The sequence below is a fragment of the Modestobacter sp. VKM Ac-2985 genome (assembly GCF_026967925.1).
GTDB lineage: Bacteria > Actinomycetota > Actinomycetes > Mycobacteriales > Geodermatophilaceae > Modestobacter.
The window spans coordinates 42,782-64,525 of sequence record NZ_JAPVBI010000003.1 but is presented as its reverse complement, the minus strand read 5'-3'; the positions used below and the strand labels follow the sequence as shown (position 1 = coordinate 64,525).

At 74.8% G+C, this 21,744-nt stretch carries 18 protein-coding genes; 2 read left to right on the top strand and 16 right to left on the bottom strand.

Going from position 1 to position 21,744, the window contains the following annotated elements:
• Nucleotides 1–1,209 carry a serine hydrolase gene (locus O2V61_RS16350; protein WP_269184325.1) on the top strand — a complete coding sequence of 403 codons (1,209 nt, stop codon included), beginning with the start codon at nt 1–3 and terminating at the stop codon, nt 1,207–1,209.
• A 40-nt stretch (nt 1,210–1,249) separates the two neighbouring features.
• On the opposite strand, the gene O2V61_RS16345 is transcribed toward O2V61_RS16350, so the two are convergent.
• The 11 genes from O2V61_RS16345 to O2V61_RS16295 all read right to left on the bottom strand — a co-directional run bounded on the left by O2V61_RS16345 (nt 1,250) and on the right by O2V61_RS16295 (nt 11,875).
• Nucleotides 1,250–2,113: a hypothetical protein gene (locus O2V61_RS16345; protein ID WP_269184324.1), complete on the bottom strand. Its 864-nt coding sequence runs from the start codon at nt 2,111–2,113 to the stop codon at nt 1,250–1,252.
• A 50-nt stretch (nt 2,114–2,163) separates the two neighbouring features.
• A complete protein-coding gene (gcvP, locus tag O2V61_RS16340; protein ID WP_269184323.1) occupies nt 2,164–5,178 on the bottom strand; it encodes an aminomethyl-transferring glycine dehydrogenase in 3,015 nt (1,004 codons plus the stop codon).
• A 67-nt stretch (nt 5,179–5,245) separates the two neighbouring features.
• The gene (locus tag O2V61_RS16335) at nt 5,246–5,818 is read right to left on the bottom strand and encodes a MerR family transcriptional regulator (RefSeq protein WP_442929180.1); all 573 of its coding nucleotides are present in this window, start codon (nt 5,816–5,818) and stop codon (nt 5,246–5,248) included.
• A gap of 282 nt (nt 5,819–6,100) precedes the next feature.
• The gene (locus O2V61_RS16330) at nt 6,101–6,589 is read right to left on the bottom strand and encodes a bifunctional nuclease family protein (protein ID WP_269184322.1); all 489 of its coding nucleotides are present in this window, start codon (nt 6,587–6,589) and stop codon (nt 6,101–6,103) included.
• Between the two features lie 117 nt (nt 6,590–6,706).
• The gene (ftsR, locus tag O2V61_RS16325) at nt 6,707–7,429 is read right to left on the bottom strand and encodes a transcriptional regulator FtsR (RefSeq protein WP_269184321.1); all 723 of its coding nucleotides are present in this window, start codon (nt 7,427–7,429) and stop codon (nt 6,707–6,709) included.
• 46 nt (nt 7,430–7,475) lie between these two features.
• Nucleotides 7,476–7,994 (bottom strand): oxoglutarate dehydrogenase inhibitor Odhl, encoded by a 519-nt coding sequence (odhI, locus tag O2V61_RS16320; RefSeq protein ID WP_269184320.1) that lies wholly within the window; start codon nt 7,992–7,994, stop codon nt 7,476–7,478.
• A 475-nt stretch (nt 7,995–8,469) separates the two neighbouring features.
• Complete coding sequence (gene gcvH / locus O2V61_RS16315; RefSeq protein WP_269184319.1) at nt 8,470–8,874, bottom strand: glycine cleavage system protein GcvH; 405 nt, start codon at nt 8,872–8,874, stop codon at nt 8,470–8,472.
• A gap of 114 nt (nt 8,875–8,988) precedes the next feature.
• Nucleotides 8,989–9,879 carry a DUF881 domain-containing protein gene (locus O2V61_RS16310; RefSeq protein WP_269184318.1) on the bottom strand — a complete coding sequence of 297 codons (891 nt, stop codon included), beginning with the start codon at nt 9,877–9,879 and terminating at the stop codon, nt 8,989–8,991.
• A gap of 14 nt (nt 9,880–9,893) precedes the next feature.
• The gene (locus O2V61_RS16305; protein ID WP_269172725.1) at nt 9,894–10,226 is read right to left on the bottom strand and encodes a small basic family protein; all 333 of its coding nucleotides are present in this window, start codon (nt 10,224–10,226) and stop codon (nt 9,894–9,896) included.
• Between the two features lie 3 nt (nt 10,227–10,229).
• Nucleotides 10,230–11,204 (bottom strand): DUF881 domain-containing protein, encoded by a 975-nt coding sequence (locus O2V61_RS16300; RefSeq protein WP_269184317.1) that lies wholly within the window; start codon nt 11,202–11,204, stop codon nt 10,230–10,232.
• Nucleotides 11,201–11,875 carry a CDP-alcohol phosphatidyltransferase family protein gene (locus tag O2V61_RS16295; RefSeq protein WP_269184316.1) on the bottom strand — a complete coding sequence of 225 codons (675 nt, stop codon included), beginning with the start codon at nt 11,873–11,875 and terminating at the stop codon, nt 11,201–11,203. Before O2V61_RS16295 ends, O2V61_RS16300 begins: the two co-directional genes overlap by 4 nt.
• 168 nt (nt 11,876–12,043) lie before the next feature.
• Between O2V61_RS16295 and O2V61_RS16290 the strand changes: the two genes are divergently transcribed.
• Nucleotides 12,044–13,213, top strand: coding sequence for a CaiB/BaiF CoA transferase family protein (locus O2V61_RS16290; RefSeq protein ID WP_269184315.1), 1,170 nt, complete (start codon nt 12,044–12,046; stop codon nt 13,211–13,213).
• A gap of 3 nt (nt 13,214–13,216) precedes the next feature.
• Here the strand turns inward: O2V61_RS16290 and O2V61_RS16285 are convergent, their stop codons facing one another.
• From O2V61_RS16285 to O2V61_RS16265, 5 genes are all read right to left on the bottom strand, one after another.
• The gene (locus tag O2V61_RS16285; RefSeq protein WP_269184314.1) at nt 13,217–14,989 is read right to left on the bottom strand and encodes a sulfatase; all 1,773 of its coding nucleotides are present in this window, start codon (nt 14,987–14,989) and stop codon (nt 13,217–13,219) included.
• Nucleotides 14,990–15,080: 91 nt separating this feature from the next.
• Nucleotides 15,081–16,616, bottom strand: coding sequence for a carboxylesterase/lipase family protein (locus O2V61_RS16280; protein ID WP_269184313.1), 1,536 nt, complete (start codon nt 16,614–16,616; stop codon nt 15,081–15,083).
• Nucleotides 16,613–19,078, bottom strand: coding sequence for a beta-glucosidase family protein (locus tag O2V61_RS16275; RefSeq protein ID WP_269184312.1), 2,466 nt, complete (start codon nt 19,076–19,078; stop codon nt 16,613–16,615). The genes O2V61_RS16280 and O2V61_RS16275 overlap by 4 nt, the downstream gene beginning before the upstream one ends.
• Before the next feature lie 53 nt (nt 19,079–19,131).
• The gene (locus tag O2V61_RS16270) at nt 19,132–20,700 is read right to left on the bottom strand and encodes a sulfatase family protein (RefSeq protein ID WP_269184311.1); all 1,569 of its coding nucleotides are present in this window, start codon (nt 20,698–20,700) and stop codon (nt 19,132–19,134) included.
• 108 nt (nt 20,701–20,808) lie between these two features.
• On the bottom strand, nt 20,809–21,687 hold the full coding sequence (locus O2V61_RS16265; RefSeq protein ID WP_269184310.1) for a formylglycine-generating enzyme family protein: 879 nt from the start codon (nt 21,685–21,687) through the stop codon (nt 20,809–20,811).
• Nucleotides 21,688–21,744: the final 57 nt, after the last annotated feature.

Genomic DNA, 21,744 nt, shown 5'->3' with positions numbered 1-21,744 from the left:
ATGGCCCAGGCCCGTCCCCCGTCCGTCCGGGTGCCCCGGCGTGGCCTGCCGGCCGTGCTGGCCGCGCTGGTGGTCACCGCCGGCTGCGCAGCGGGCGGTGACACCGAGCCCGCACGGTCGGCGGACCCCACGGCCGCCGCAGCGGAGACCGCCTCCCCCGGGACGACGGACGACCCGGCGCAGGCCCGCGCGGACACCGCACCGGAGACCATCACGGGCAGGGCGCTGCCGGACACGACGGTGAACGGCCGGCCCGAGGCCCGTGCGGACGCCGCACCACGGACCACCTCCAGCTCGACACCCCCGGATCCTGCCCAGCGGACCACCGTGAGCGTGCCTCCGCCGGACGGGACCCCGGACGCCGCACCGCAGGCCACCTCCGACGCACCGCCCTCGAACGAGACCACGGCGGCGGCGCCGCAGACCACCTCCAGCGCGCCACGGTCGGACGGGACCGCGGAGGCCGCGGCGACGTCCCCGGCCGTCGACAGCGGTGCCGTGCTCGCCACCCTGGGCGCCGCCGCCGCCATCGCCGACGGCACGATCGCAGCCGTCGTCCTGGACGACGCCGGAGCAGAGCTGGTCGTGACGCCGGACGCCGAGGAGCCGCGCTACACGGCGTCGCTGGTCAAGCTGCTCGTCGTCCAGCAGCTGCTCGCCCGGGACGCCGCCGGCGTGCTCACCCTGTCCGAGAACGACTGGGACCTGATGCAGCGGGCGCTCACCGTCTCCGACGACCGCGCCATGAGCCTGCTCTGGGACCGCTGGGGCGGCGCGGAGCTGGTGACCACGGCCGCCGCCCAGTTCGGGCTGACCGGCACCCAGCTCCCCAGCGAGCCCGGTCAGTGGGGTGAGGCGGTCACGACCGCCCGGGACCAGGCGACCTTCCTCGCCGACCTGGGGTCACAGCTGGAGCCCCCGCAGCTGGTCACGATGACCTCCTGGCTCCAGGGGGCCACCGACCGCGCCGCGGACGGCTTCGGCCAGGACTTCGGGCTGCTCTCCCCCACCGCCGGGGCGGCGGGACCGGTGGCCGCCAAGCAGGGCTGGATGTGCTGCGTGGACTCCCGGCGTCAGCTGCACTCGGTCGGGGTCCTCGCCGACGGCCGGGTGGCGGTGCTGCTCGGCGACTTCCCGACCAGCACCAGCTGGAGCCAGGCCCGGGCGGCGTTGGACAACGCGGCGCAGTCGGTCGTCGCCGGCACCTGACCGGCTCGTCCCTGCCGGAGCGGCGGGCCGGGCGACCCGCTCAGCCGAGGCCGGCTGCGTCGGCGGCCTGGGTCAGCAGGGTGGTGAACGCCGCCTGGTCCAGGGCTGCCCCGTCGTCACCGGTCTGGGACAGCATCACCGCGCGCGGACCGTCGGTGACCACACCCACCAGCATCGAGACGGTGCCGGCCGGGTGGGTCATCGTGATCGCCAGCCCGGCGGCGGAGTCCCCGCGGTCCGGCACGTCCAGCGCGGACACCCCGACGCCGACCTCCATGCCCCAGGGCGCGTCGACGGTGGCCTCGGCGCACGCCTCGACGAGCTGGTCGACCGGCAGCTCCAGCCCCTCGACGGCCGGCCCCTCGGCGACCACCTGGAACGTCCGCTGCTGCTCGGTGGCGGCCACCTGGGCCGCGACCGCCGGCATCTCCTCGTCCTCGAGCGTCGGCAGGGCGGCCAGCGCGTCCGCGCAGGCGGCCGGCTGGACCGTCGGCTCCGCTGTCGTGCCGTCGTCGTCGGTCGCGTCCTCGTCGGTGCCGTCCGCGCCGGACCACCAGTGGTGACCACCCCAGCCGCGGTGGTCGCCCCACCCGCGGTGCCCGGCCCAGCCGTGGTGGTCACCCCACGACTCGTCCCCCGCCCACCACCCCGACCAGGGGCCGACCCACTCCGACGGGAGCTGGTGGACCGTGGCGTCGGGGCCGAACGCGGACTCCGGCAGCAGTGCGCCGGTCAGGTCCTCCGCCGTGGCCTCCTCGACCGCCGGGTCGGCGCTGCCGGTGGCCGCCGCCTCGCTCACCGCGGTCGGACCGGCGGCGTCGAACTGGCTCGCGCAGGAGCTCAGCACGGCCGTCCCGACGAGCGCTACCACACCGACCGACGAGCGACGCACCAGGGTCCCCATGGAGGGATCGTGCACCCTCGGGAGCGCGCCGTCGACCCCTGCCCGGCGTGTCAGGACCGGGCGCCCACCACGTCCCTCGTCGTCCCCAGGTCGTCGGGGGCACCGGCGGCGCGGCTGGGCTCGATCGCGACCGGTGCGTGCGGCACGGCCGGCTCCTCGAACGCCTCCGGCGACGGGCAGGAGCAGACCAGGTTCCGGTCACCGTAGGCACCGTCGATGCGCCGCACCGGCGCCAGGTAGCCCCGCCCGACCAGCCCCGGCACGGGGTACACGGCCACCTCGCGGGAGTAGGGGCGGTCCCACTCCCCCGCCAGCATCTTCAGCGTGTGCGGGGCGTTGCGCAGCGGGTTGTCCGTCCGGTCGTACTCGCCGGTCGCGACCTTCTCGATCTCCCCGCGGATGTGCACCATCGCCTCGACGAAGCGGTCCAGCTCGGCCTTGTCCTCGCTCTCGGTCGGCTCGACCATCAGCGTGCCGGCCACCGGGAAGCTCATCGTCGGCGCGTGGAAGCCCAGGTCGATCAGCCGCTTGGCGATGTCGTCGTTGGTCACCCCGGTGGCCTTGGTGAGCGGCCGGATGTCCAGGATGCACTCGTGCGCCACCAGGCCGGTGGCGCCGGTGTAGAGCACCGGGTAGTGCGGCCGCAGCCGCTCGGCGACGTAGTTCGCGGCCAGGATCGCCTGCTCGGTGGCCTGGAGCAGCCCGTCGGGGCCCATCAGCCGCAGGTAGGCCCAGGAGATCGGCAGGATGCCCGCCGAGCCCCACGGCGCACCGGACACCGGCGCACCGGTGCCGCCGGTCTCCACCAGGGGGTGGCCGGGCAGGAAGGGCACCAGGTGCTCCCGGACGCCGATCGGGCCGACGCCCGGCCCACCCCCGCCGTGCGGGATGCAGAAGGTCTTGTGCAGGTTGAGGTGGCTCACGTCGGAACCGAACCGGCCCGGCTTCGCCAGCCCCACCAGCGCGTTGAGGTTCGCGCCGTCGACGTAGACCTGGCCGCCGGCGTCGTGCACCGCCGCGCAGATCTCCTGCACCTCGACCTCGAACACCCCGTGGGTCGAGGGGTAGGTGATCATGATCGCGGCGAGCCGGTCGGCGTGCGTGTCGACCTTGGCGCGCAGGTCCGCGAGGTCGACGTTGCCGGCCTCGTCGCAGGCCACCACGACCACCCGCATGCCGGCCATGACCGCGCTGGCGGCGTTGGTGCCGTGCGCCGAGGACGGGATGAGGCAGACGTCGCGCTGAGCGTCGCCGCGGCTGTGGTGGTAGGCGCGGATCGCCATCAGGCCGGCGAACTCGCCCTGCGACCCGGCGTTGGGCTGCACGCTGACCGCGGCGTACCCGGTGATCTCGGCCAGCCCGTCGCACAGCTCACCGATCAGCCGGGCGTACCCGCGGGCCTGCTGGGGCGGCGCGAAGGGGTGCAGGCCGGCGAACTCGGGCCAGGTGATCGCAGCCATCTCGGTGGCGGCGTTCAGCTTCATCGTGCAGGAGCCCAGCGGGATCATCGTGCGGTCCAGCGCCAGGTCCTTGTCCGACAGCCGGCGCAGGTAGCGCAACATCGCCGTCTCCGAGCGGTGCGCGGAGAAGACCGGGTGGGTGAGGAACGGGGTGCGCCGGCGCAGCTCCGCCGGGAGCGCGTCGGCCCCGGCGACGTCCACGGCGGCGTCGTCCGCGCCGACGCCGAACGCCTCGGCGACCAGCCGGAGGACGGCGGGCGTCGTCGTCTCGTCGCAGGCGACCGCCACGGTGTCGACGTCGACCAGGCGCAGGTTCACCCGGTGCGCGGCCGCGGCGGCCACCACCTCGGCTGCCCGGCCGGGGACGGCGACGGTCACCGTGTCGAAGAAGTGCTCGTGCACCACGGTGAGCCCACCGGCGCGCAGCCAGCCGGCCAGCAGCTGAGCGCTGCGGTGCACCCGGGCGGCGATCGCGGTGAGCCCCTCCGGCCCGTGGTAGACGGCGTAGGCGCCGGCCATGACCGCGAGCAGGACCTGCGCGGTGCAGATGTTGCTGGTCGCCTTCTCCCGGCGGATGTGCTGCTCCCGGGTCTGCAGCGCGAGCCGGTAGGCCACGTCGCCGTCGGCGTCGACCGAGACCCCCACCAGCCGGCCGGGGAGCTGGCGGGCCAGGCCCTCGCGCACCGCGAGGTAGCCGGCGTGCGGGCCGCCGTAGCCCATCGGGACGCCGAAGCGCTGGGTGGTGCCGCAGGCGACGTCGGCGCCCCACTCCCCCGGTGCCTCCAGCAGGGTGAGGGCGAGCAGGTCGGCGGCGACCACGACGGCGGCGCCGGCCTCGTGCGCGGCCACGGCCAGCGCCCGGTGGTCCCGCACGGCCCCGCTGGCACCCGGGTACGCCAGCAGCACGCCGAAGGCGCCGGCGTCGGGGAGGTCGGTGGGCCAGCCGGCGGACAGGTCGGCGACGTGCAGGCCGATGCCCAGCGGCTCGGCCCGGGTGCGGAGCACGGCGAGGGTCTGCGGCAGGGTGTCGGTGTCGACGACGAAGACCGCATCCGCCTTCGCCCGCCCGGCTCGGCGGACCAGGGTCATCCCCTCCGCCGCGGCGGTCGCCTCGTCCAGCATCGAGGCGCCGGCGACCGGGAGCCCGGTGAGGTCGGCGACCATCGTCTGGAAGTTGATCAACGCCTCGAGTCGGCCCTGGCTGATCTCGGGCTGGTAGGGCGTGTAGGCGGTGTACCAGGCGGGGTTCTCCAGGATGTTCCGCTGGATGACCGCCGGGGTGATCGTGTCGCTGTAGCCCAGCCCGATCATCGAGGTGAACACCTCGTTGGCCGAGGCCCGCTCGCGCAACTGCGCCAGCACGGTGGCCTCGTCGGCCGCCGGCGGGAGGTCCAGCGGGGTGCGGTCGCGCACGCCCTCGGGCACGCAGGCGTCGGCCAGCGAGGCGAGGGAGGTGTGCCCGACGACCTCGAGCATCGCCGTGGTGTCCGCGCGGCGGGGGCCGATGTGCCGGGCCGCGAACGACCCCCTCGTCGAGAGCGCGGAGAGCGCGGGGAGCGACCCGGTCAGGGGTGCGGGATCAGAACCAGGAATCCGGTCGGCCACTGCTGGGACGGTACCAGCGCGCCGTCGGCGGCTCGGGTCCTCGAGGCGGGACGGGAGCCGGGGTGTCTCAGGCCGAGGCGGCGCGGCGACGGCGGCGGGCGGACAGCTCGTCGTCGGCGGCGGACCCGCTCCCGTCCAGCCGCTCGGCCGGCAGCTCCGCCAGCTCACCGGAGAGCTCGCGGAGGGCACCGGAGACCGCGATCCCGAAGACGCCCTGCCCACCGGCGAGCAGGTCGACGACCTCCTCGGCGGAGGTGCACTCGTACACGGTGGCCCCGTCGGAGAGCAGCGTGATGTTCGCCAGGTCCTTGACCCCGCGGGTGCGCAGGTGGTCGACGGCCTTGCGGATGTTCTGCAGCGAGACGCCGGTGTCCAGCAGCCGCTTCACGACCTTGAGCACCAGGATGTCGCGGAAGGAGTAGAGCCGCTGCGTGCCCGAGCCGGTGGCGGTCCGTACCGACGGCGCGACCAGCCCGGTGCGTGCCCAGTAGTCCAGCTGCCGGTAGGTGATGCCGGCGGCGGCGCAGGCCGTGGGGCCGCGGTAGCCGACGACGTCGGTGTCGATCTCGTCGTAGGAGGGCGCGCCCACCGCCGCGTCGCTGAACAGCTGACCCTGCGAACCGTTGTCCTGGTCGCTCACGGGCACTCCTCGCTGGCACTGGTCTGCCGCGGTCGCGGCGCTGCTGGGTTCGTGCCGTCGGTCGCGGGCCCGCTCACTCCAGCGCCTCCTCGACTCCGGCACCCAGCACCTGGGCCGTCCCCGCACTGTCGCCGGGAGCGGTCACGCAGCGCGGCTCAGGGACTTCCACGCACGTGATTCGCTGACGGTAGGCCCGGGCCGGGACAGGGTCAACCGAGGAGCACGGCGTGTCGCCGCGCTCACCCGTGCGGGGTGGTCCCGGTACCGCGCAGAGCCGGTGACTCAGCCGCCGGAGCCGGAGCCGGAACCGGCGCCGAAGTCCTCGGGGCTGATGTTGTCCAGGAACTCGCGGAACTTCTCCACCTCGTCCTCCTGCTCGTCGGGGATCTCGATCCCGACCTCGTCGAGCAGTGCCTCGGCGCCGTAGATGGGGGCACCGGTGCGGACGGCGAGGGCGACGGCGTCGGACGGCCGGGCGCTCACCGTGCGCTCGTCGCCGAACTGCAGCTCCGCGAGGTAGATGCCGTCGCGCATCTCGGTGATGTGCACCGCCTCCAGGGTGGCTCCCAGCGCGGTCACGACCTCACGCAGCAGGTCGTGGGTCATCGGCCGGGCCGGCCGGACGCCCTGCTGCTCGAACGCGATCGCCGCGGCCTCGGTCGCGCCGATCCAGATCGGCAGGTACCGCTCCCCCTGGGTCTCCTTGAGCAGCAGGATGGGCTGGTTGCCGGGCAGCTCCACCCGGACGCCGACGACTCTGAGCTCCTGCACGTCTGGCTCCCCTCCGCTGAGTTCCCCGTGGCCGCCCCGCTGGTCCGCCGACCGCCACCGCGAGGCAGCCGACCGGGGTGCCGGGGCGCCCGCACCCCCGCAACGGTACGCCAGCGATCAGCCGCCGAGGACCTCGCGCAGCCGCGTCTCCAACAGCCCGCCGTGCAGCTGCGCGGAGAGGGCGGCCAGCTCCTGGAGCTGCTCGCCCGCCCGGGTGCGCGCCTCCTCGGACCGGGCCAGCAGGACCGGGGCCACGAGCTGCTCCAGCAGGGCGGCCTCGCGCTCCACCGCCGTCCGGTACACCCGCAGGTGCCGCGGTTCGATCCCGTGGCGGGCCAGCCCCGCGACGGCACGCCCCACGGGCAGGTCGGTGACCCGGTGCCGCCCCTGGGAGTCGGCGTTGAGCAGCCCGAACTGGACGCAGTCGGCCAGCTGGGCCGCCGACAGGCCGGCGGCCTCGGCGAACTCGGCGGCCGGCAGGGGCGCACTCGGGACCGGCCCATCGGCCACCCCACCGGCGGACCCGCCGCCGGGAGGCCGCTCACCACGATCGAGGGCGTCCAGGTGCTCCTTGATGACCCGCAACGGCAGGTACTGGTCCCGCTGGGCGGCCAGCACGTACCGCAGCCGGTCGACGTCGGCCACGGAGAACTTCCGGTAGCCCGACGGCGTCCGCTGCGGGTGGACCAGCTCCTCGGACTCGAGGTAGCGGATCTTGCTGATCGTCACGTCCGGGAAGTCGCCGCGCAGGGCGGACAGCACCTCACCGATGGTGAACCGGGGCGTGGTCTCAGCGGTGTCCCGGTCAGCGCTGGGGCTGGGCTGGGGCACCGCCGTCATGACCGGCGTCCGCTCTCGGCCCGCTCCTCGGTGCCCGACGCGGCCGTCATGCGCCGGCCGGCTCGCCCGTCCGCGGCCCGGTCAGGTAGACCAGGCGGAACTTGCCGATCTGGACCTCGTCGCCACCGGCGAGGGAGGCCACGTCGACCGGCTCGCGGTTGACGTAGGTGCCGTTGAGGCTGCCCACGTCGTGCACGGTGAACCCGCCGCCCTCGCGGTGGAACTCCACGTGCCGACGGCTGACCGTCACGTCGTCGAGGAAGATGTCGCTGTCGGGGTGCCGACCCGCGGTGGTCACCTCCTGGTCGAGCAGGAAGCGGCTGCCCGCGTTGGGGCCACGCTTCACGACCAGCAGGGCAGACCCGGCCGGCAGCGACTCGACGGCACCGGCGTGCGCGTCCGCGGTCGACTCGGCGACCTCGGTCTGCTCGCCGGAGTCCTCACCGCCGACCTTGGGGATGATGCTGGTCGACTCACCCACCCGCTCGGGGCTCAGCGCCGCCCCGCACTGCGCGCAGAAGCGGCTGCCCTCTGGGTTCTGGTGGCCACATCGAGTGCAGAGCACGTCGGTCTCCTCCGGTGCAGGCGGCACCGCCGCGGGCCTGGTGGTACGGGCCGCGGTCGGCCGGCGGACGACGGACCGGTCGGCCCGTCGTAGGTCGGCCGCCGCATGATCACGGTCGGGCCAGGGGTCATGGAACCAGCGGCCGACCCGGGGGTCAACCGCACGTACAGGGTGAGGGTCGGACACCGTCGTGGAGCTCACGGCCCGACCGTCGCAGTGATGATAGTGATCGTGGACCACCCCGACCGGACGGTGGGGGTCACGCTCCGCGACGGGGCATCCGGCAGCCCGCCCGCGACCGGTCCAGGTCGCTGGGCCGTGGGCTCAGGACGCCTGGGCCGTGGGCTCAGGACGCTGGGCCGTGGGCTCAGGACGCTGGGCCGTGGGCTCAGGACGCTGGGCCGTGGGCTCAGGACGCCTGGGCCGTGGGCTCAGGACGCCTGGGCCGTGGGCTCAGGACGCCTGGGCCGTGGGCTCAGGACGCCTGGACGATCGCCTCGTAGGCCGCGGCGTCCAGCAGCGCCGCGGTGGGGTCGCCGTCCTGCCCGGTCACCTGGACCTCGACCAGCCAGCCGTCACCGTAGGGATCGCTGTTGACCGTCTCGGGCGCATCCGCGAGGGCCTCGTTCACGGCCGAGACGACACCGGCCACCGGCGAGTAGACGTCGGAGACGGACTTGGTGGACTCCACCTCACCGATCGCGTTGCCGGGGGCCACCTGCGCACCCACCTCGGGCAGCTGGACGAACACGATGTCCCCCAGGGCGTCCTGGGCGTGGTCGGTGATCCCCACCCGGACCACCGACGCGGCGCCCTCGGCGCCCTGGACCAGCGCCCACTCGTGCTGGGCGGTGTAACGGCGGTCATCGGGCGTGGCCATGCGGCATCTCCAGAGATCGGGGTCGGTTCGGTGGCTGCAGTGGTGGCCGCGGCCTCGGTGCAGGGGCCCGGACCGAGCGCCAGCGAGGTCTGGGGGGGGCACCGAGGCCCTTCCTCAGCCCCCGTCGTCCGGCTCAGCGTATTGAGGGGTGTCCAGTGGCCGCAACGCGTCCACGACGACGTCCTGGGAGGGCGTGATCTCCACGCTCCCCCGGCGCTGGTTGACCGTCGCGGAGACCCCACCGGGGATGCTCAGGGCCGTGGACATGTCCTCGGGCGAGCCGATGACCCGGATGACGTAGGGGGCCTCCACGGGCTCCCCGTCGATCTCCAGGGCGCCGGGCTCGCCGGTGATGGCACTGCTCACGCCGATCCGGACGTCGTCGATCTGCATCGTCTCCGCCCCCGCACCGCGCAGCTCCTGGACGGCGTTCAGCACGACGCCGGCGGTGACCCGGTCGGCGGGGTCGCGGATGACCACCTCGAGCCCGGGACCGCGGGCGGCGACCGTGCCGTTCAGGATGCCCAGCGCCTCGGCACGCTGCTCGGCCTCCGCGAGGGCCGCGGCCGCAGCGCTGTCGGAGCTGCCCAGCTGGGACAGTGCCCCGCGCTGGTCGAAGATCTCCTGGCGGAGCCGGTCCTCCCGGGCCGACAGGTCGTCGAGGATGCGGACGAGGTCCTCCTCGCGCAGGCCGGCCAGCTGCTCGTCGGTGTCGGTGCTGCGCACCTGCACGGCGAAGGCGAAGCCCAGCAGCAGGGTGAGCACACCGATGAGGACGGCCGCCAGCGGATCGCGCCGCCGCCGGCCGACCGCCGTCGCGCCGCCGCCGCCGTCCCCGGCGGCCGGTGGGCCCGCCGCCTCCGGCTCCCCCACGCCGTCCGCCCCGACAGGGTCGGTCGGAGGGGTGCGGGTGTCCGGGGTCTGGGTGTCCGGGGTCTGGGTGTCCGGGGTCTGGGGGTCCGGGGTGTCTCCCCCGGGCGGCTCGGGGTCGGACCGACGACCCACGGACGGGTCCTCGGTCATGCGCGGAACAGGTGCCGGCGGATCGCCGCGGCGTTGCCGAAGATGCGGATGCCGAGCACCACCACCACGGCGGTCGACAGCTGTGCACCGACCCCGAGCTGGTCACCGAGGAAGACGATCAGCGCGGCGACGACGACGTTGGAGACGAAGGAGACCACGAAGACCTTGGCGTCGAAGATCCGGTCGAAGCGCGCCCGGACCCCGCCGAACACCGCGTCCAGCGCTGCGACCACCGCGATCGGGAGGTAGGGCTGCAGCCAGAGCGGCACGTTGGGGTCCAGCAGCAGCCCCAGCACCACGCCGACCGCCAGTCCGATGATCGGGATCACGCGTCAGCCTCCATCGGTGGGCGGTTCGGGGACGGCGGGTGGCAGCGCCTCGCCCTGCTCGTCGGTGGCGGCCAGCGGCTCGGCGAACAGCAGCTCCGCGTTGCTGCCGGCCGGCAGCTCGAGCTCATCGGCCCGGGCGAAGTCGAAGACCACGCCGAAGTCCTTCGTCAGCTCGGCCAGGTCGTTGGCCTCCGGGGTGTTCAGGAAGGCCCGGGCCAGGTCGTCGGGGTCGCCGACGGCGGAGACCTCGTAGGGGTTCATCACCGGGCGGAAGTCGACCAGGATGGCGTCACCGGCCTGGCGGATGGCGGTCGTCGGGCCCACCCGCTGGCCGTTGATGCTGACCGCCTCGGCACCGGAGGCCCACAGCGCGTTGACGGCCAGCTGCAGGTCGCCGTCCTGGACGCGGCCGGCCAGCGCGATCTGGTCGGACCCACCGACCGGGTCGCTGTCCGCGGCCGGCGGGGCGTTGCCGAGCGTCACGCGCAGCCCCGGCCCGGTCACCGCGACCGCCGCCGCGCCGTGCTGGGCCTGCGCGAGCTGGTTCAGCGCGCGCTGACCGACCACGCTGGTGTCCAGCGCCCGCTCCCGGGTCCGTGCGACCTCCGCGGTCAGCGCCTCCAGCTGGGCGGCCAGCTCGTCGCCGACCGCGGACTCCTGGCCGATGTCCTCGCGCAGCGCCTGCCGGGCCGCCTCGCGTCCCTGCGCGCCGGCCGCCGCCTCCTGGTAGGTCACCGCGGCCAGCAGCCCGCCCAGCAGCAGCGCGGCGGCGACCAGCAGCTGTCCCCGGTTCCGCTGCAGCCAGGTGGGCCGGGTGGCCGGACCGTTCCCCGCGGTCGGCGCGGCCGCCTCCTCCGCGGCCCGGGCCACCCGGGCCGCGGCCACCTGCGCATAGGCCGGGTCCAGGGTGTCGGCCAGCACCTGGTCCAGCAGGGAGGCACCCAGCGATCGCGGCCGGCCGGGTGCGGGCGCGCTCACGCCTCCACTCCGGCCCGGCGGCTCCCGGACAGCAGCTGGACGGCCTGGACCACGTAGAAGACCCCCGCGAGCAGGTAGAGCGCCGCCCCCCAGATCGTGAGCGCGTAGGCGACCGGCTGCACCACCGCTGCCACCGGCCCCGCGCCGTCGGCCAGCAGCAGGAGGGGGAATGCGTAGAGCAACAGGAAGGTGGCCGCCTTGCCCAGGTAGTGCACCTGCAGCGGCGGCCAGCCCGCGCGCCGGAGCACCAGCAGGGTCCCGGCCAGCACCACCTCGCGCAGCAGCAGCACGACGACCACCCACAGCGGCACCACGTCGCGGATGACGAAGGCGATCAGCGTCGCGACGATGTACAGCCGGTCGGCGGCCGGGTCCAGCAGCGCGCCGAGCCGGCTGGACTGCCCCAGCGCCCGGGCCAGCTTGCCGTCGAGCCAGTCGGTGGCGCCGGAGACGGCGAGCACCACGATCGCCCAGCCGTCGGCGTGCGGGCCCAGCAGCAGCCACAGGAACAGCGGCACGCCCAGCAGCCGGACGACGGACAGCAGGTTGGGCAGCGTGAGCACGCGGTCGCCGAGCTCGTCCCGGTTCGGCAGCGCACGGCGACGCCTCGCGGCAGCATCGGCCGGACCGTCGGCCGGGATGCCGGCCGCCCGGTCGTCCGCCGTCGTCATCGCAGCTCCACCTCGCCGTCCACCGCGGGCCAGGCTAGTGCCCGACCTCCATGGTGCCCCCAGCGACCGGCCGGTCGCCGGGGCACCACCACCAGCGGGACGACAGGGGGGCACCACCGCCGGTACCGGCCCTTGACGACGGGCGTCCCGGTGCCGTCAGGTTCTCCGATGACCACCGGACCCCTCGCCGGGCTGCGCGTCGTGGAGCTCACCGGGCTCGGCCCGGCCCCGTTCGCGGCGATGCTGCTGGCCGACCTGGGCGCCGACGTGCTGCGGGTCGACCGCCCCGGCGCCCGGCCGCCCACGCCGGCCGCCCGGCACGACCTGCTGGCCCGGGGCCGGCGGTCGGTGGCCGTCGACCTCAAGGACCCCGACGGCGCGGAGCTGGTCCGCCGCCTCGCCGAGCGTGCCGACGTGCTGCTGGAGGGCTTCCGCCCCGGGGTCACCGAGCGGCTGGGCATCGGGCCGCAGGAGTGCCTCGCCCGCAACCCCCGCCTGGTCTACGGCCGGATGACCGGGTGGGGCCAGGACGGCCCGCTGGCGGCGACGGCCGGGCACGACCTCGGCTACATCGCGGTCACCGGCGTCCTGCACGCCATCGGCCGGGCGGGCGGGCCGCCGCAGGTCCCGCTGAACCTGGTCGGCGACTTCGGTGGCGGGGCGATGTACCTGGTGGTCGGCGTGCTGGCCGCGCTGCTGGAGGCCCGCGGGAGCGGCCGGGGCCAGGTGGTGGACGCCGCGATCGTCGACGGCACCGCGCACCTGGCGACGATGGTGCTCGGCATGCTGGCCGGTGGGGTCTGGCGGGACACCCGGGGCGTGAACCTGCTGGACTCCGGCGTCCCCTGGTACGACGTGCACGAGACCGCCGACGGTCGGCACCTGGCCGTCGCGGCGCTGGAGCCGCAGTTCTACGCCGAGCTGGTCGACCGGCTCGGCCTGGCCGATCGGGCGCCCGACCGGGCCGACGCGGACCCCGAGGTGCTGCGTGGCCTCGTCGCCGATGCGATCCGCCGGCGCACCCGGGACGAGTGGGTGGAGGTGTTCGCCGGCAGCGACGCCTGCGTGGCCCCGGTGCTCTCCTTCGCCGAGGCCCGCGACCACCCGCAGCTGGCGGCCCGGCAGACCTACCTCGAGCGGGACGGCGTCGTGCAGCCGGCGCCCGCACCACGGTTCTCCCGGACACCGGCGACCCTCGACCGGCCGCCGTCCCGCGCCGGTGAGCACACCCGCGCGGCGCTGGCGGACTGGGGCATCAGCGACGTCGACGCGCTGCTGACCGCCGGCACGGTCGTCCAGGCCCCGGACGACCGCGCCCCGGACGAGCGTGCCGGCTGACGGTCAGCGGGCGGCGAGGTCCTGGGCCAGCGCCCGCAGCGTCGCCGCGGGCAGCATCGCCGCCCGCGCCATGCCCAGCAGGCCCATGTTCGGCGGGATGGTGAGCAGCTCCGTCTGGGTCAGCTCGGGGGCATGGCGCTCGATCACCGCCCGCGCCCGGTCGTCCTGCAGCAGCCGGAGCAGCGGCTCGGTGAGCAGGTCGAGCGCCGGCAGCTCGGCCAGCGAGGGCAGCGGCTCTGCGGTGGCCTCCGCGCGCGCCGCCTGGGCGCGCACCAGCAGGTGCTCGGGCCCGGCCTCGCCGTCGAACGGGATGCCCAGCCGCTGGAACTGGCTGGCCGGGGCGTCGTTGTCGTGCATCAGCCGGGCCAGCAGCCGGAGCATCCGCAGCTCGACCTCGTCGTCGGCCAGCGGGTGCTCCTGGCCGGGGTCGGACGCCAGGTCGAACAACAGGGTGCCGTGCACCCAGGGGTTGCTCCGGGCGCCGGTGGCCGGGATGCGCAGGGTCCGCAGGCCCTTGGTGAAGGAGAACGGCTCGGCCGGCTCCCAGCCGCCGAGCTCCTCCACCCCGAACCGGCTGCGCATGTGGGTGGGCATCAGGGTGTGCTCGTCCAGCGGGGCGTTGGCCGCCTCGGCCGGCGCCCGCATGTACACGTACCGCCCGTCGGTGACGTTGACGTGGCCGCCGTGCGCACCGAACAGCGCACCCTCGCGCGGCAACCGCCCCTCGGCCAGGGCATCGGCCAGGTCGCGGCCCTGCATGTCGGGTGTCGGCTCGAGGCCGAAGAAGCGGAGCAGTGTCGGCGCCAGGTCGATGGTCTGGGCCAGCGCCCCGCACCGGGTGCCCCGCTCACCGGTCCGGGGGTCCCAGAGGAAGAAGGGCAGCCGCACCAGTTCGTTGAACCAGGGCATGACCGCCTTGGCCCACCAGCCCCGCTCGCCGAGCAGGAACCCGTGGTCGGTGTTGACGATCAGCATGGTGTCGGCCCACATGTCGTGGCCGTCCATGAAGTCCAGCAGCCGCCCGAGGGAGGCGTCGCACATCGAGACCAGCGCCGCGTACTCGTAGCGGGCGTGCTCGACCTGGTCGGCCGGCTCGGTCACCTTCTGGTAGCCGGGCCAGTCGAACTCCGGGCCGTCGTAGTCGTGCGCGTAGCGCTTCTTGTGCTCCTCGTGGGTGAAGAACGGCTCGTGCGGGTCGAACAGCTCCAGCTGCAGCAGCCAGTCGTCCGCCTCGACGTTGGTCTCCAGGAAGTGGATCCCGGCGTCGACCGTGCGGGTCTGGTTGTGGTCGGCCTCGGTGGGCATGTAGCTGCGGTTGATCACGTCCTGCCGGCGCATCGCCTGGTAGAACGGCGGCCCGGGGTAGCTCACCTGCGGGTCGGTGGGCCGCGGGACGACGCCCTTCCACGGGTCGCCCTCCTGGCCGCGGAAGAACTCCCAGGTGGAGTAGCGGGTGTGGTAGTCCCCGCCGCCGTCCTCGAAGTAGTGCTGGTGGTCGGTGGCCAGGTGGGTGTGCACCCCGGCCTGCTTCAGCAGCTCCGGCATCGAGTCGTCGAAGGGCTCGATCGGGCCCCAGCTGCGGTGCAGGAAGTTGTACCGGCCGGTGTGCATCTCCCGGCGAGCCGGCAGGCAGGGCATGGACCCCGCGTAGAAGTCGTCGAAGGTGACCGTCTTCTCCGCCAGCCGGGCGAAGTTGGGGGCGTCGACGAACGTGTCCCCGTAGGGCGGCAGCATGTGCCGGTTGAGGCTGTCGAACATCAGGACGATGGCGCGCATGGGTCCTCCTCGGGGACGGCGGCGGGGACGTTCGGGTGGCGGTGCCGCGGGCGCTGACGGGGCCGCTCGCGGGGAGCGGGTCAGCGCCGGGTCACGTCGTCGCGGTCGCGCCGTGCTGCGGCCGGACGGAGTCGAGCGCCCGCTGCAGGCGTCGCTCGACCTCGTACAACGGGGCGGTGCTGCTGTGCTGGTCGAAGGCCATGCCGCCCTGCCGGTCGGCCCACCGGGGCCAGCCGGGGTCGCCGTCCCGGATGAACCGGACCCAGGCGGTGTGCATGGCGTCGGCCAGTAGCTGCGGCGGCGTCTCCCCGAGGGCCGCCGGCACGCCAGGGGCGTCGAGCAGGTCCCAGGCGAAGGGCAGCTCGGCGCAGTGGACGGCCAGTCCCGCGGTGGTCCCGCGGAAGCGGAAGTCGTACAACCAGGTGCGGTCCGCCGCGCTCCCCCGGGCCGCGCGGGTGTCGGCCCACCGCAGCAGGGGCAGCCGGAACGTCGCCTCGGTCCGCAGCTGCCCGAGCTGTTGTGCCGGTCCGACCAGCTCCGGGTGGTCGCCGAGGAGCTCTGCGGCCGCCTCTGGTGGCAGACCGGCCTGCACGAGCACCTCTCGCGCGTCGAGGCCGGCCAGTGGATCGCGCACCCGCATCAGGCTCATCGTGAACTCGTGCGCGGTGGTGCCGGCCAGCAACGGCTTGCCCCCGCCGACCCCCCGCGCCAGCGCTGCGTCGACCGGGTCCGGCATCAGCTCCCCGTCGACCACCGGCCCGAAGGCGAGCCCGTCATCGACCGGGAACAGGCTCTTCCGCGTCACCGCCACCGCGTCCACGGGGCCGGTCAGCGGGGGGAACCCGAACGGCGCCTGGACGTCGAGCACCTCGTCCTCGCTCAGCCTCGACCACCCGGCGCGGGTCGGGGGCACCCCGGCCGCCTCGGCGATCTGCCGCCCGATCCGCTCCGACAACGCCGAGTCCTGGGTGCGGCCCGCGGCGGAATGGCTGATCACCGAGCGGAACAGGTGCTGTGCCCCGGGGGTGGCCAGCAGCGCCATCACCGAGGTGCCGCCGGCCGACTGTCCCGCGATGGTGACGGCGTCGGGGTCCCCGCCGAAGGCGGCGATCTCCCGCTGCACCCACTCCAGCGCCGCGATCTGGTCGCGCAGGCCACGGTTCTGCGGGGCGTCCTCGATCCAGCCGAAGCCGTCGAAACCCAGCCGGTAGGACAACGAGACCACGACGACGCCGTCCCGGTTGAACGCGGCGCCGTCGTACCACGGGCTCGCCGAGACACCGGCGATGAAGCCCCCACCGTGGATCCAGACCAGCACGGGCAACCGCGCCGCCGGATCGCCGGGTGCGGGCGTGAACACGTTGACGCTGAGCGTCTCGTCCCCGGGCACGGAGCGCTCCGGGATCATCGCGACGGCGGTGAACGGTCGCCGCTGCGGCGTCGGCCCGATCTCGGTCGCCGCACGGACGCCCTCCCACGGCACCACGGGCTCGGGTGCGGCGAACCGCAGCCACCCGACCGGGGCCTGGGCGTAGGGGATGCCCAGGAAGGCCGCACCGGTGGGCCGCCAGGAGCCGCGCACCGTGCCGGACGTGGTCTGCACCGTGGGTGCCGCTGACCGGGTCACGACAGCTCCAGCGTCGCACGGACGTCACCCAGGCCCCGGGCGATCACCAGCGCGCCCTCGAGTGGCAGCAGGCCCCAGTTCCCTGCGTCGGTGTCCCAGCGGCGCCACATCCGCAGGTCGGTCGGCACCTCGACGGCCCGGCTCTCCCCCGGGTCGACGGTCACCGACGTCCAGCCGGCCAGCCGGACGGGCTGCTCGGGATCGGCCGGCTCCAGGTACACCTGCACCACCTCGCGGCTGCGTCGGAGGGCGGTGTTGGTCACGGTGACCGCGACGCCGGGGCGCTCGGGCCCGGCGACCAGGCGGGCGTCGGTGTAGTCCCAGCTGCCGAAGCCCAGGCCGTGCCCGAACCAGAAGGCCGGCGCCGGCGCCCGGCCGGCCGCGTGCCCGCGGTGACCGAGGAAGGCGCCCTCGGCGTAGGCCAGCCGGCCGTCGACCGGCGTCACCGACCAGGCCGGGGCCGCGCCGTCGGCGACCGGCCAGGTGGAGACCAGCCGGCCGGCGGGCTCCCGGTCCCCCAGCAGCACCGCGGCGACCGCGTGCCCGGCCTCCTGCCCGGGCAGCCCGGCGACGAGCACGGCGTCCACCTCGTCGAGCCACGGCATCAGCACCGGGGTCGCGGAGTTGACCACCACCACGGTGCGCCGGGCCGCGGCGGCGACGGTCCGCACCAGGGCGTCCTGCTCGCCGGGCAGCGCCAGGGTCGACTTGTCGACCGACTCGGTCTCCTCCTCCTCGGTCAGCCCGACGACCACGACGGCGACATCGGCGTCCCGCGCGGCGGCGGCCGCCTCGCCGAGCACGGCCGCCGGGTCCCGCGGGGCCGGGCCGGCGACCAGGCCGAAGAGCCCGGCGCCCGCCATCCGGCCCGGGCGGCCCAGGCCACTGGCCGAGCGCAGGTCCACGGTGGCCTCCACCAGCGCACCGTCGGGGACGGCGGCGAGCACCGTGCCCGACGGCGGGCGCAGGATCGCCTCACCGGCGTCGTCGCTCGTCAGGCGGAGGTCGAGGCTGCCGACCTCGCTGCCGGCCACGGCGAACCGCCAGCTGCCCACCCCGAGCGCCCCGAGCTGCATGTCGCCGCCCCGCGGCACCACCGCCCGGAACCGGGCCTCGGTCACCGGCGCCGGCAGGTCGTCGTCGACGCCGATCATGCTGGTGGCCGTCCGCTCGTGCCGCTCCTCGATCACCTCGCCGTCGGCGCCCAGCAGCACCACCTGGACGCCGCTGCCGCCGGTCACCGGGTCGAGCACGGTGCCCGCCCGGGCGGCCACCGCCCGGCTGCGCACCTCCACGCCGTCCACCACCCGGACCGAGGACCCCAGCAGGTCGGTGAGCCCCGTCGCGACGCTCACCTGGTGGGCCGCCCGCACCTGCGCCGACCCGCCGCCCATGCAGACGGTGTCGATGGCGTGCCGCCCGATGAGGGCCACGGTCGTCCCGCGCTCCAGCGGCAGCGTGGCCCGCTCGTTGCGGACCAGCGTCATGCCCTGGGCTGCCAGCTTGGTCAGCTGCTCCCGGCGCACCGGGCTGTCCGGCCGGGGCAGCCCCGCGGGGGCCGGCCGGGGGGCGCCGAGGGCGCCCACCCGCTCGGCGAGCAGCAGCAGCCGGTGCAGGTGGTCGTCGACGACCCGCTCCTCGACCTCCCCGGCGGAGACCGCCGCGACCAGCGCGTCACCCCACGGGCCCACCGGTCCGGGCATGACCAGGTCCAGGCCGCCGTTGGCCGACTCCGCGGTGCTGCGGGTGGCGAACCAGTCGGAGACGACCATCCCGTCGTAGGCCCACTCCCCCTTCAGCACGCCGTTCAGCAGCCCGTCGTGCTCGGTCGCGGACACCCCGTTGACCCGGTTGTAGGCGGCCATGACCGACCACGGCCGTGCGTCGGCGACGGCCATCTCGAACGGCAGCAGGTAGACCTCGCGCAGCGTGGCCTCGTCCACGACGCTGTCCACCGCGTGCCGTTCGGTCTCGGACTCGTTGGCGACGACGTGCTTGAGGCAGGCGCCGATGCCCTGCTCCTGCAGGCCGCGCACGTAGGCGGTGGCCAGGCGTCCGGAGAGGTAGGGGTCCTCGGAGAACGCCTCGAACACCCGGCCGCCCAGCAGGCTCCGGTGCAGGTTGATCGTCGGGCCGAGGACGACGTGCACGTCCTGCGCCTGCGCCTCCTCGGCGAGCAGCCGCCCGGTCTCGTGCAGCACCTCGTCGCTCCACGCCGAGGCCAGCAGGGACGCGTTCGGGAAGAGCGTGACCGGCGGGCCGCTGGTGAACGTCAGGCCCCGGACCCCGGTCGGCCCGTCGGAGAGGTGGATCTCGGCGAGACCGATGTCCTCCTCGGCGTGCAGGCCGTACATCGTCCCGCCGGTGAGCAGGCGGACCTTGGCCTTGAGGTCGAGCCGGGCGATCAGGGCGTGCAGGTCGGGGCGGGGCAGGTCCGGGCTGGGCAGGGCAGGGCGGGGCATCGGGGTGCTTCTCTCTGGCGTCGTGGCGAGGGGCGCGGAGCGGGCTCGGCGACTCAGTCGAGCTCGTCGTCGCGCTGGGCGAACAGCGCCGCCATCCGGGTGCGCCGCTCCGGCGTCCAGGACTGCTCGGAGGCGTGCCAGGAGACCGGGGTGGCGCCGACGGCCGTGGACAGCTGCCGCTCCAGGTCCTCGGCCAGGTGCGCACGGCCGGTCGCACGCAGGTGCTCGGCGTACATGACCGGGTCGTTGTAGTAGGTCGGCCCCACCTGCAGCGTGGTCTGCATCGGGTCGGGCAGCGCCCCGGGGCGCCCGGCGTAGGTGTGCCACCACTCGGCCAGGTGGGTGCGCATGGTGCCGGCCAGCTCGGGCTGCTCGTGGAGCAGGTCGCGGGTCAGGTGCGGGTCGGCGGAGACGTCGTAGAGCTGTTCCCACTCGACCTTCATGCAGCCGGGGTGGTAGGTGCGGATGTACATGTGGTCGCGGGTGCGCACCGCCCGCTGGTAGGTGTGCGCGCCCTGGCTGAGCACCAGGTAGTCGCGCGAGCCGATCTCCTCGCCACGGACGGCGTCGGCGAAGGACGCACCCTGCCACCCCGACGGGATCGGGACGCCCAGCAGGTCGCACAGGGTCGGCGCCAGGTCGATGTTGTACAGCAGGCTGTCGCAGTGCCGGGCCGACTCGGGCAGGTCGTCGGTGACGCCGGGCCAGTACACGACCAGCGGGAGCCGCAGCACCGCCTCGTTGGCGTGTCCGTGCTCGCCGTAGGACCCGTTCTCGCCGAAGGACTCCCCGTGGTCGGCGCTGACGATGATCGCGGTCTCCTCGGCGATGCCGAGCTCGTCCAGCGTCGCCAGCAGCTCACCGAACAGCTGGTCCCAGTACATGATCGTGCCGTCGAAGCCGTTGATCAGGTGCTCGAAGTCCGCCCGGGTGCGGATCTGGTCCGGCGCGTTGTGCGGGGTGGGCGAGGACTGCGGGACGACGCTGTAGTGCAGGTCCTGCGCGCTGCGTGGCCCGTAGACCTCCTGGTGCCCGTCGATGGCCGCCTGGTCCGGCCAGGCCGGCGGCGGGCCCGAGGCGGCGGCCTTCTCCGTCCAGCCGGGCTCGGTGAGGTACGGGGTGTGCGGCTCCCAGTAGGTCAGGTGCAGGTACCAGTCGTCGGAGTCGGCGTGCCGGCGGATCCAGTCCAGGCCCACCCGGTTGATCGCGCTGCCGTCCTCGTCGTTGATCTCGTTGGTCGCCCGGATCGACTCCCGGAAGTTGCCGAGGAAGTGGTAGGCCCGGTGCCGCTCGGCGAACATCGAGACCGCCGCGGTGTACCAGCCGTGGTCACCCAGCCGCTGCCCCAGCAGCGGGCGCTCCGGGTGCGGCCGGTGACCGGAGTCCAGCCGGTACCGGGCCGCCTCGCCGAAGTGCCCGATCACCCCGTTGCTGATCCCGAACGCGCCGCTGGTCAACGCCGTCCGCGAGGGCAGGCACGGGGAGTCCGAGCAGTAGTAGCGGTCGAAGGTGACCCCGCGGTCGGCCAGCGCCTGCAGGTTGGGCGTGGTGGGCCGGGCGTACCCGTACGGGGTGGTGTGGTCGGCACGCAGCGTGTCGACGTCGATGTAGATGATGCGCATGTCGGTCTCCTGGGTGGGGTGGGGTGGGGCGGGGGCCGGCGGCGGTGCGTCACACCGCCGGTCCCCGCGACCTGGGCCGGGCGGGGAGACCCGGGAGCGGCCAGCGGCTCAGTCGGCGTCCCGGGCGCAGCGGAAGCCGGTGTTCCCGCCGGCGGCGCCGAGCTCGTTGCGGGTGCGCGCGGCCACCCGGTAGCGGTTGCAGTAGCTGTCGTGGCAGAGGTAGGAGCCGCCGCGCATGACCTTGCCGGGGCCGGCCGCCGGCCCGGCCGGGTCGCGGACCTGGCCGGTCGGGTGGTCGGTCCCCCACCAGTCGGCGCACCACTCCCAGACGTTGCCCGCCATCTGGTGCAGCCCGAGGCCGTTGGGCGGGAAGGCGTCGACCGGCGCCGTCCCGGCGAAGCCGTCCTCGGTGGTGTTCTTCACCGGGAACCGGCCCTGCCAGATGTTGGCCCGGTGCGCACCGTCCGGGGTGAGCACGTCGCCCCAGGGGTAGCGACGCTGGTCGAGCCCGCCGCGGGCGGCGCACTCCCACTCCGCCTCGGTCGGCAGCCGCTTGCCCGCCCAGCCGGCGTAGGCGGCCGCGTCGTCCCAGGACACGTGCACCACCGGGTGGTCCTCCCGCTCGTCCACCGAGCTGCCCGGCCCCTCCGGCCGGCGCCAGTCGGCGCCGGTGACCGCCGCCCACCACGGGGTGACGTCCGGGCGAGGGGAGATGCGGCGCAGCTCCCCCGGCAGGAAGCCGGCGAAGACGTAGGACCAGCCGAACCGCTCGGCCTCGGTGACGTACCCGGTGGCCGCGACGAAGGCGGCGAAGTCCGTGTTGGAGACCGCGTACCGGTCGATCAGGAACGGGGAGAGCTCGACGGTGCGCACCGGCCCCTCGCCGTCCGAGGGGAAGCCGTCGGCGTCCTCGGTGCCCATCCGGAAGGCCCCACCCGGCAGGTCGACCATCGCGTCCCGGCCCACCACGGTGCCCGCCGGGGCCACCCGGGGAACCGGCCCCGCCGCGCCCCGCCCCGGGGGTGCGGAGTCCGCCCCCCGGGC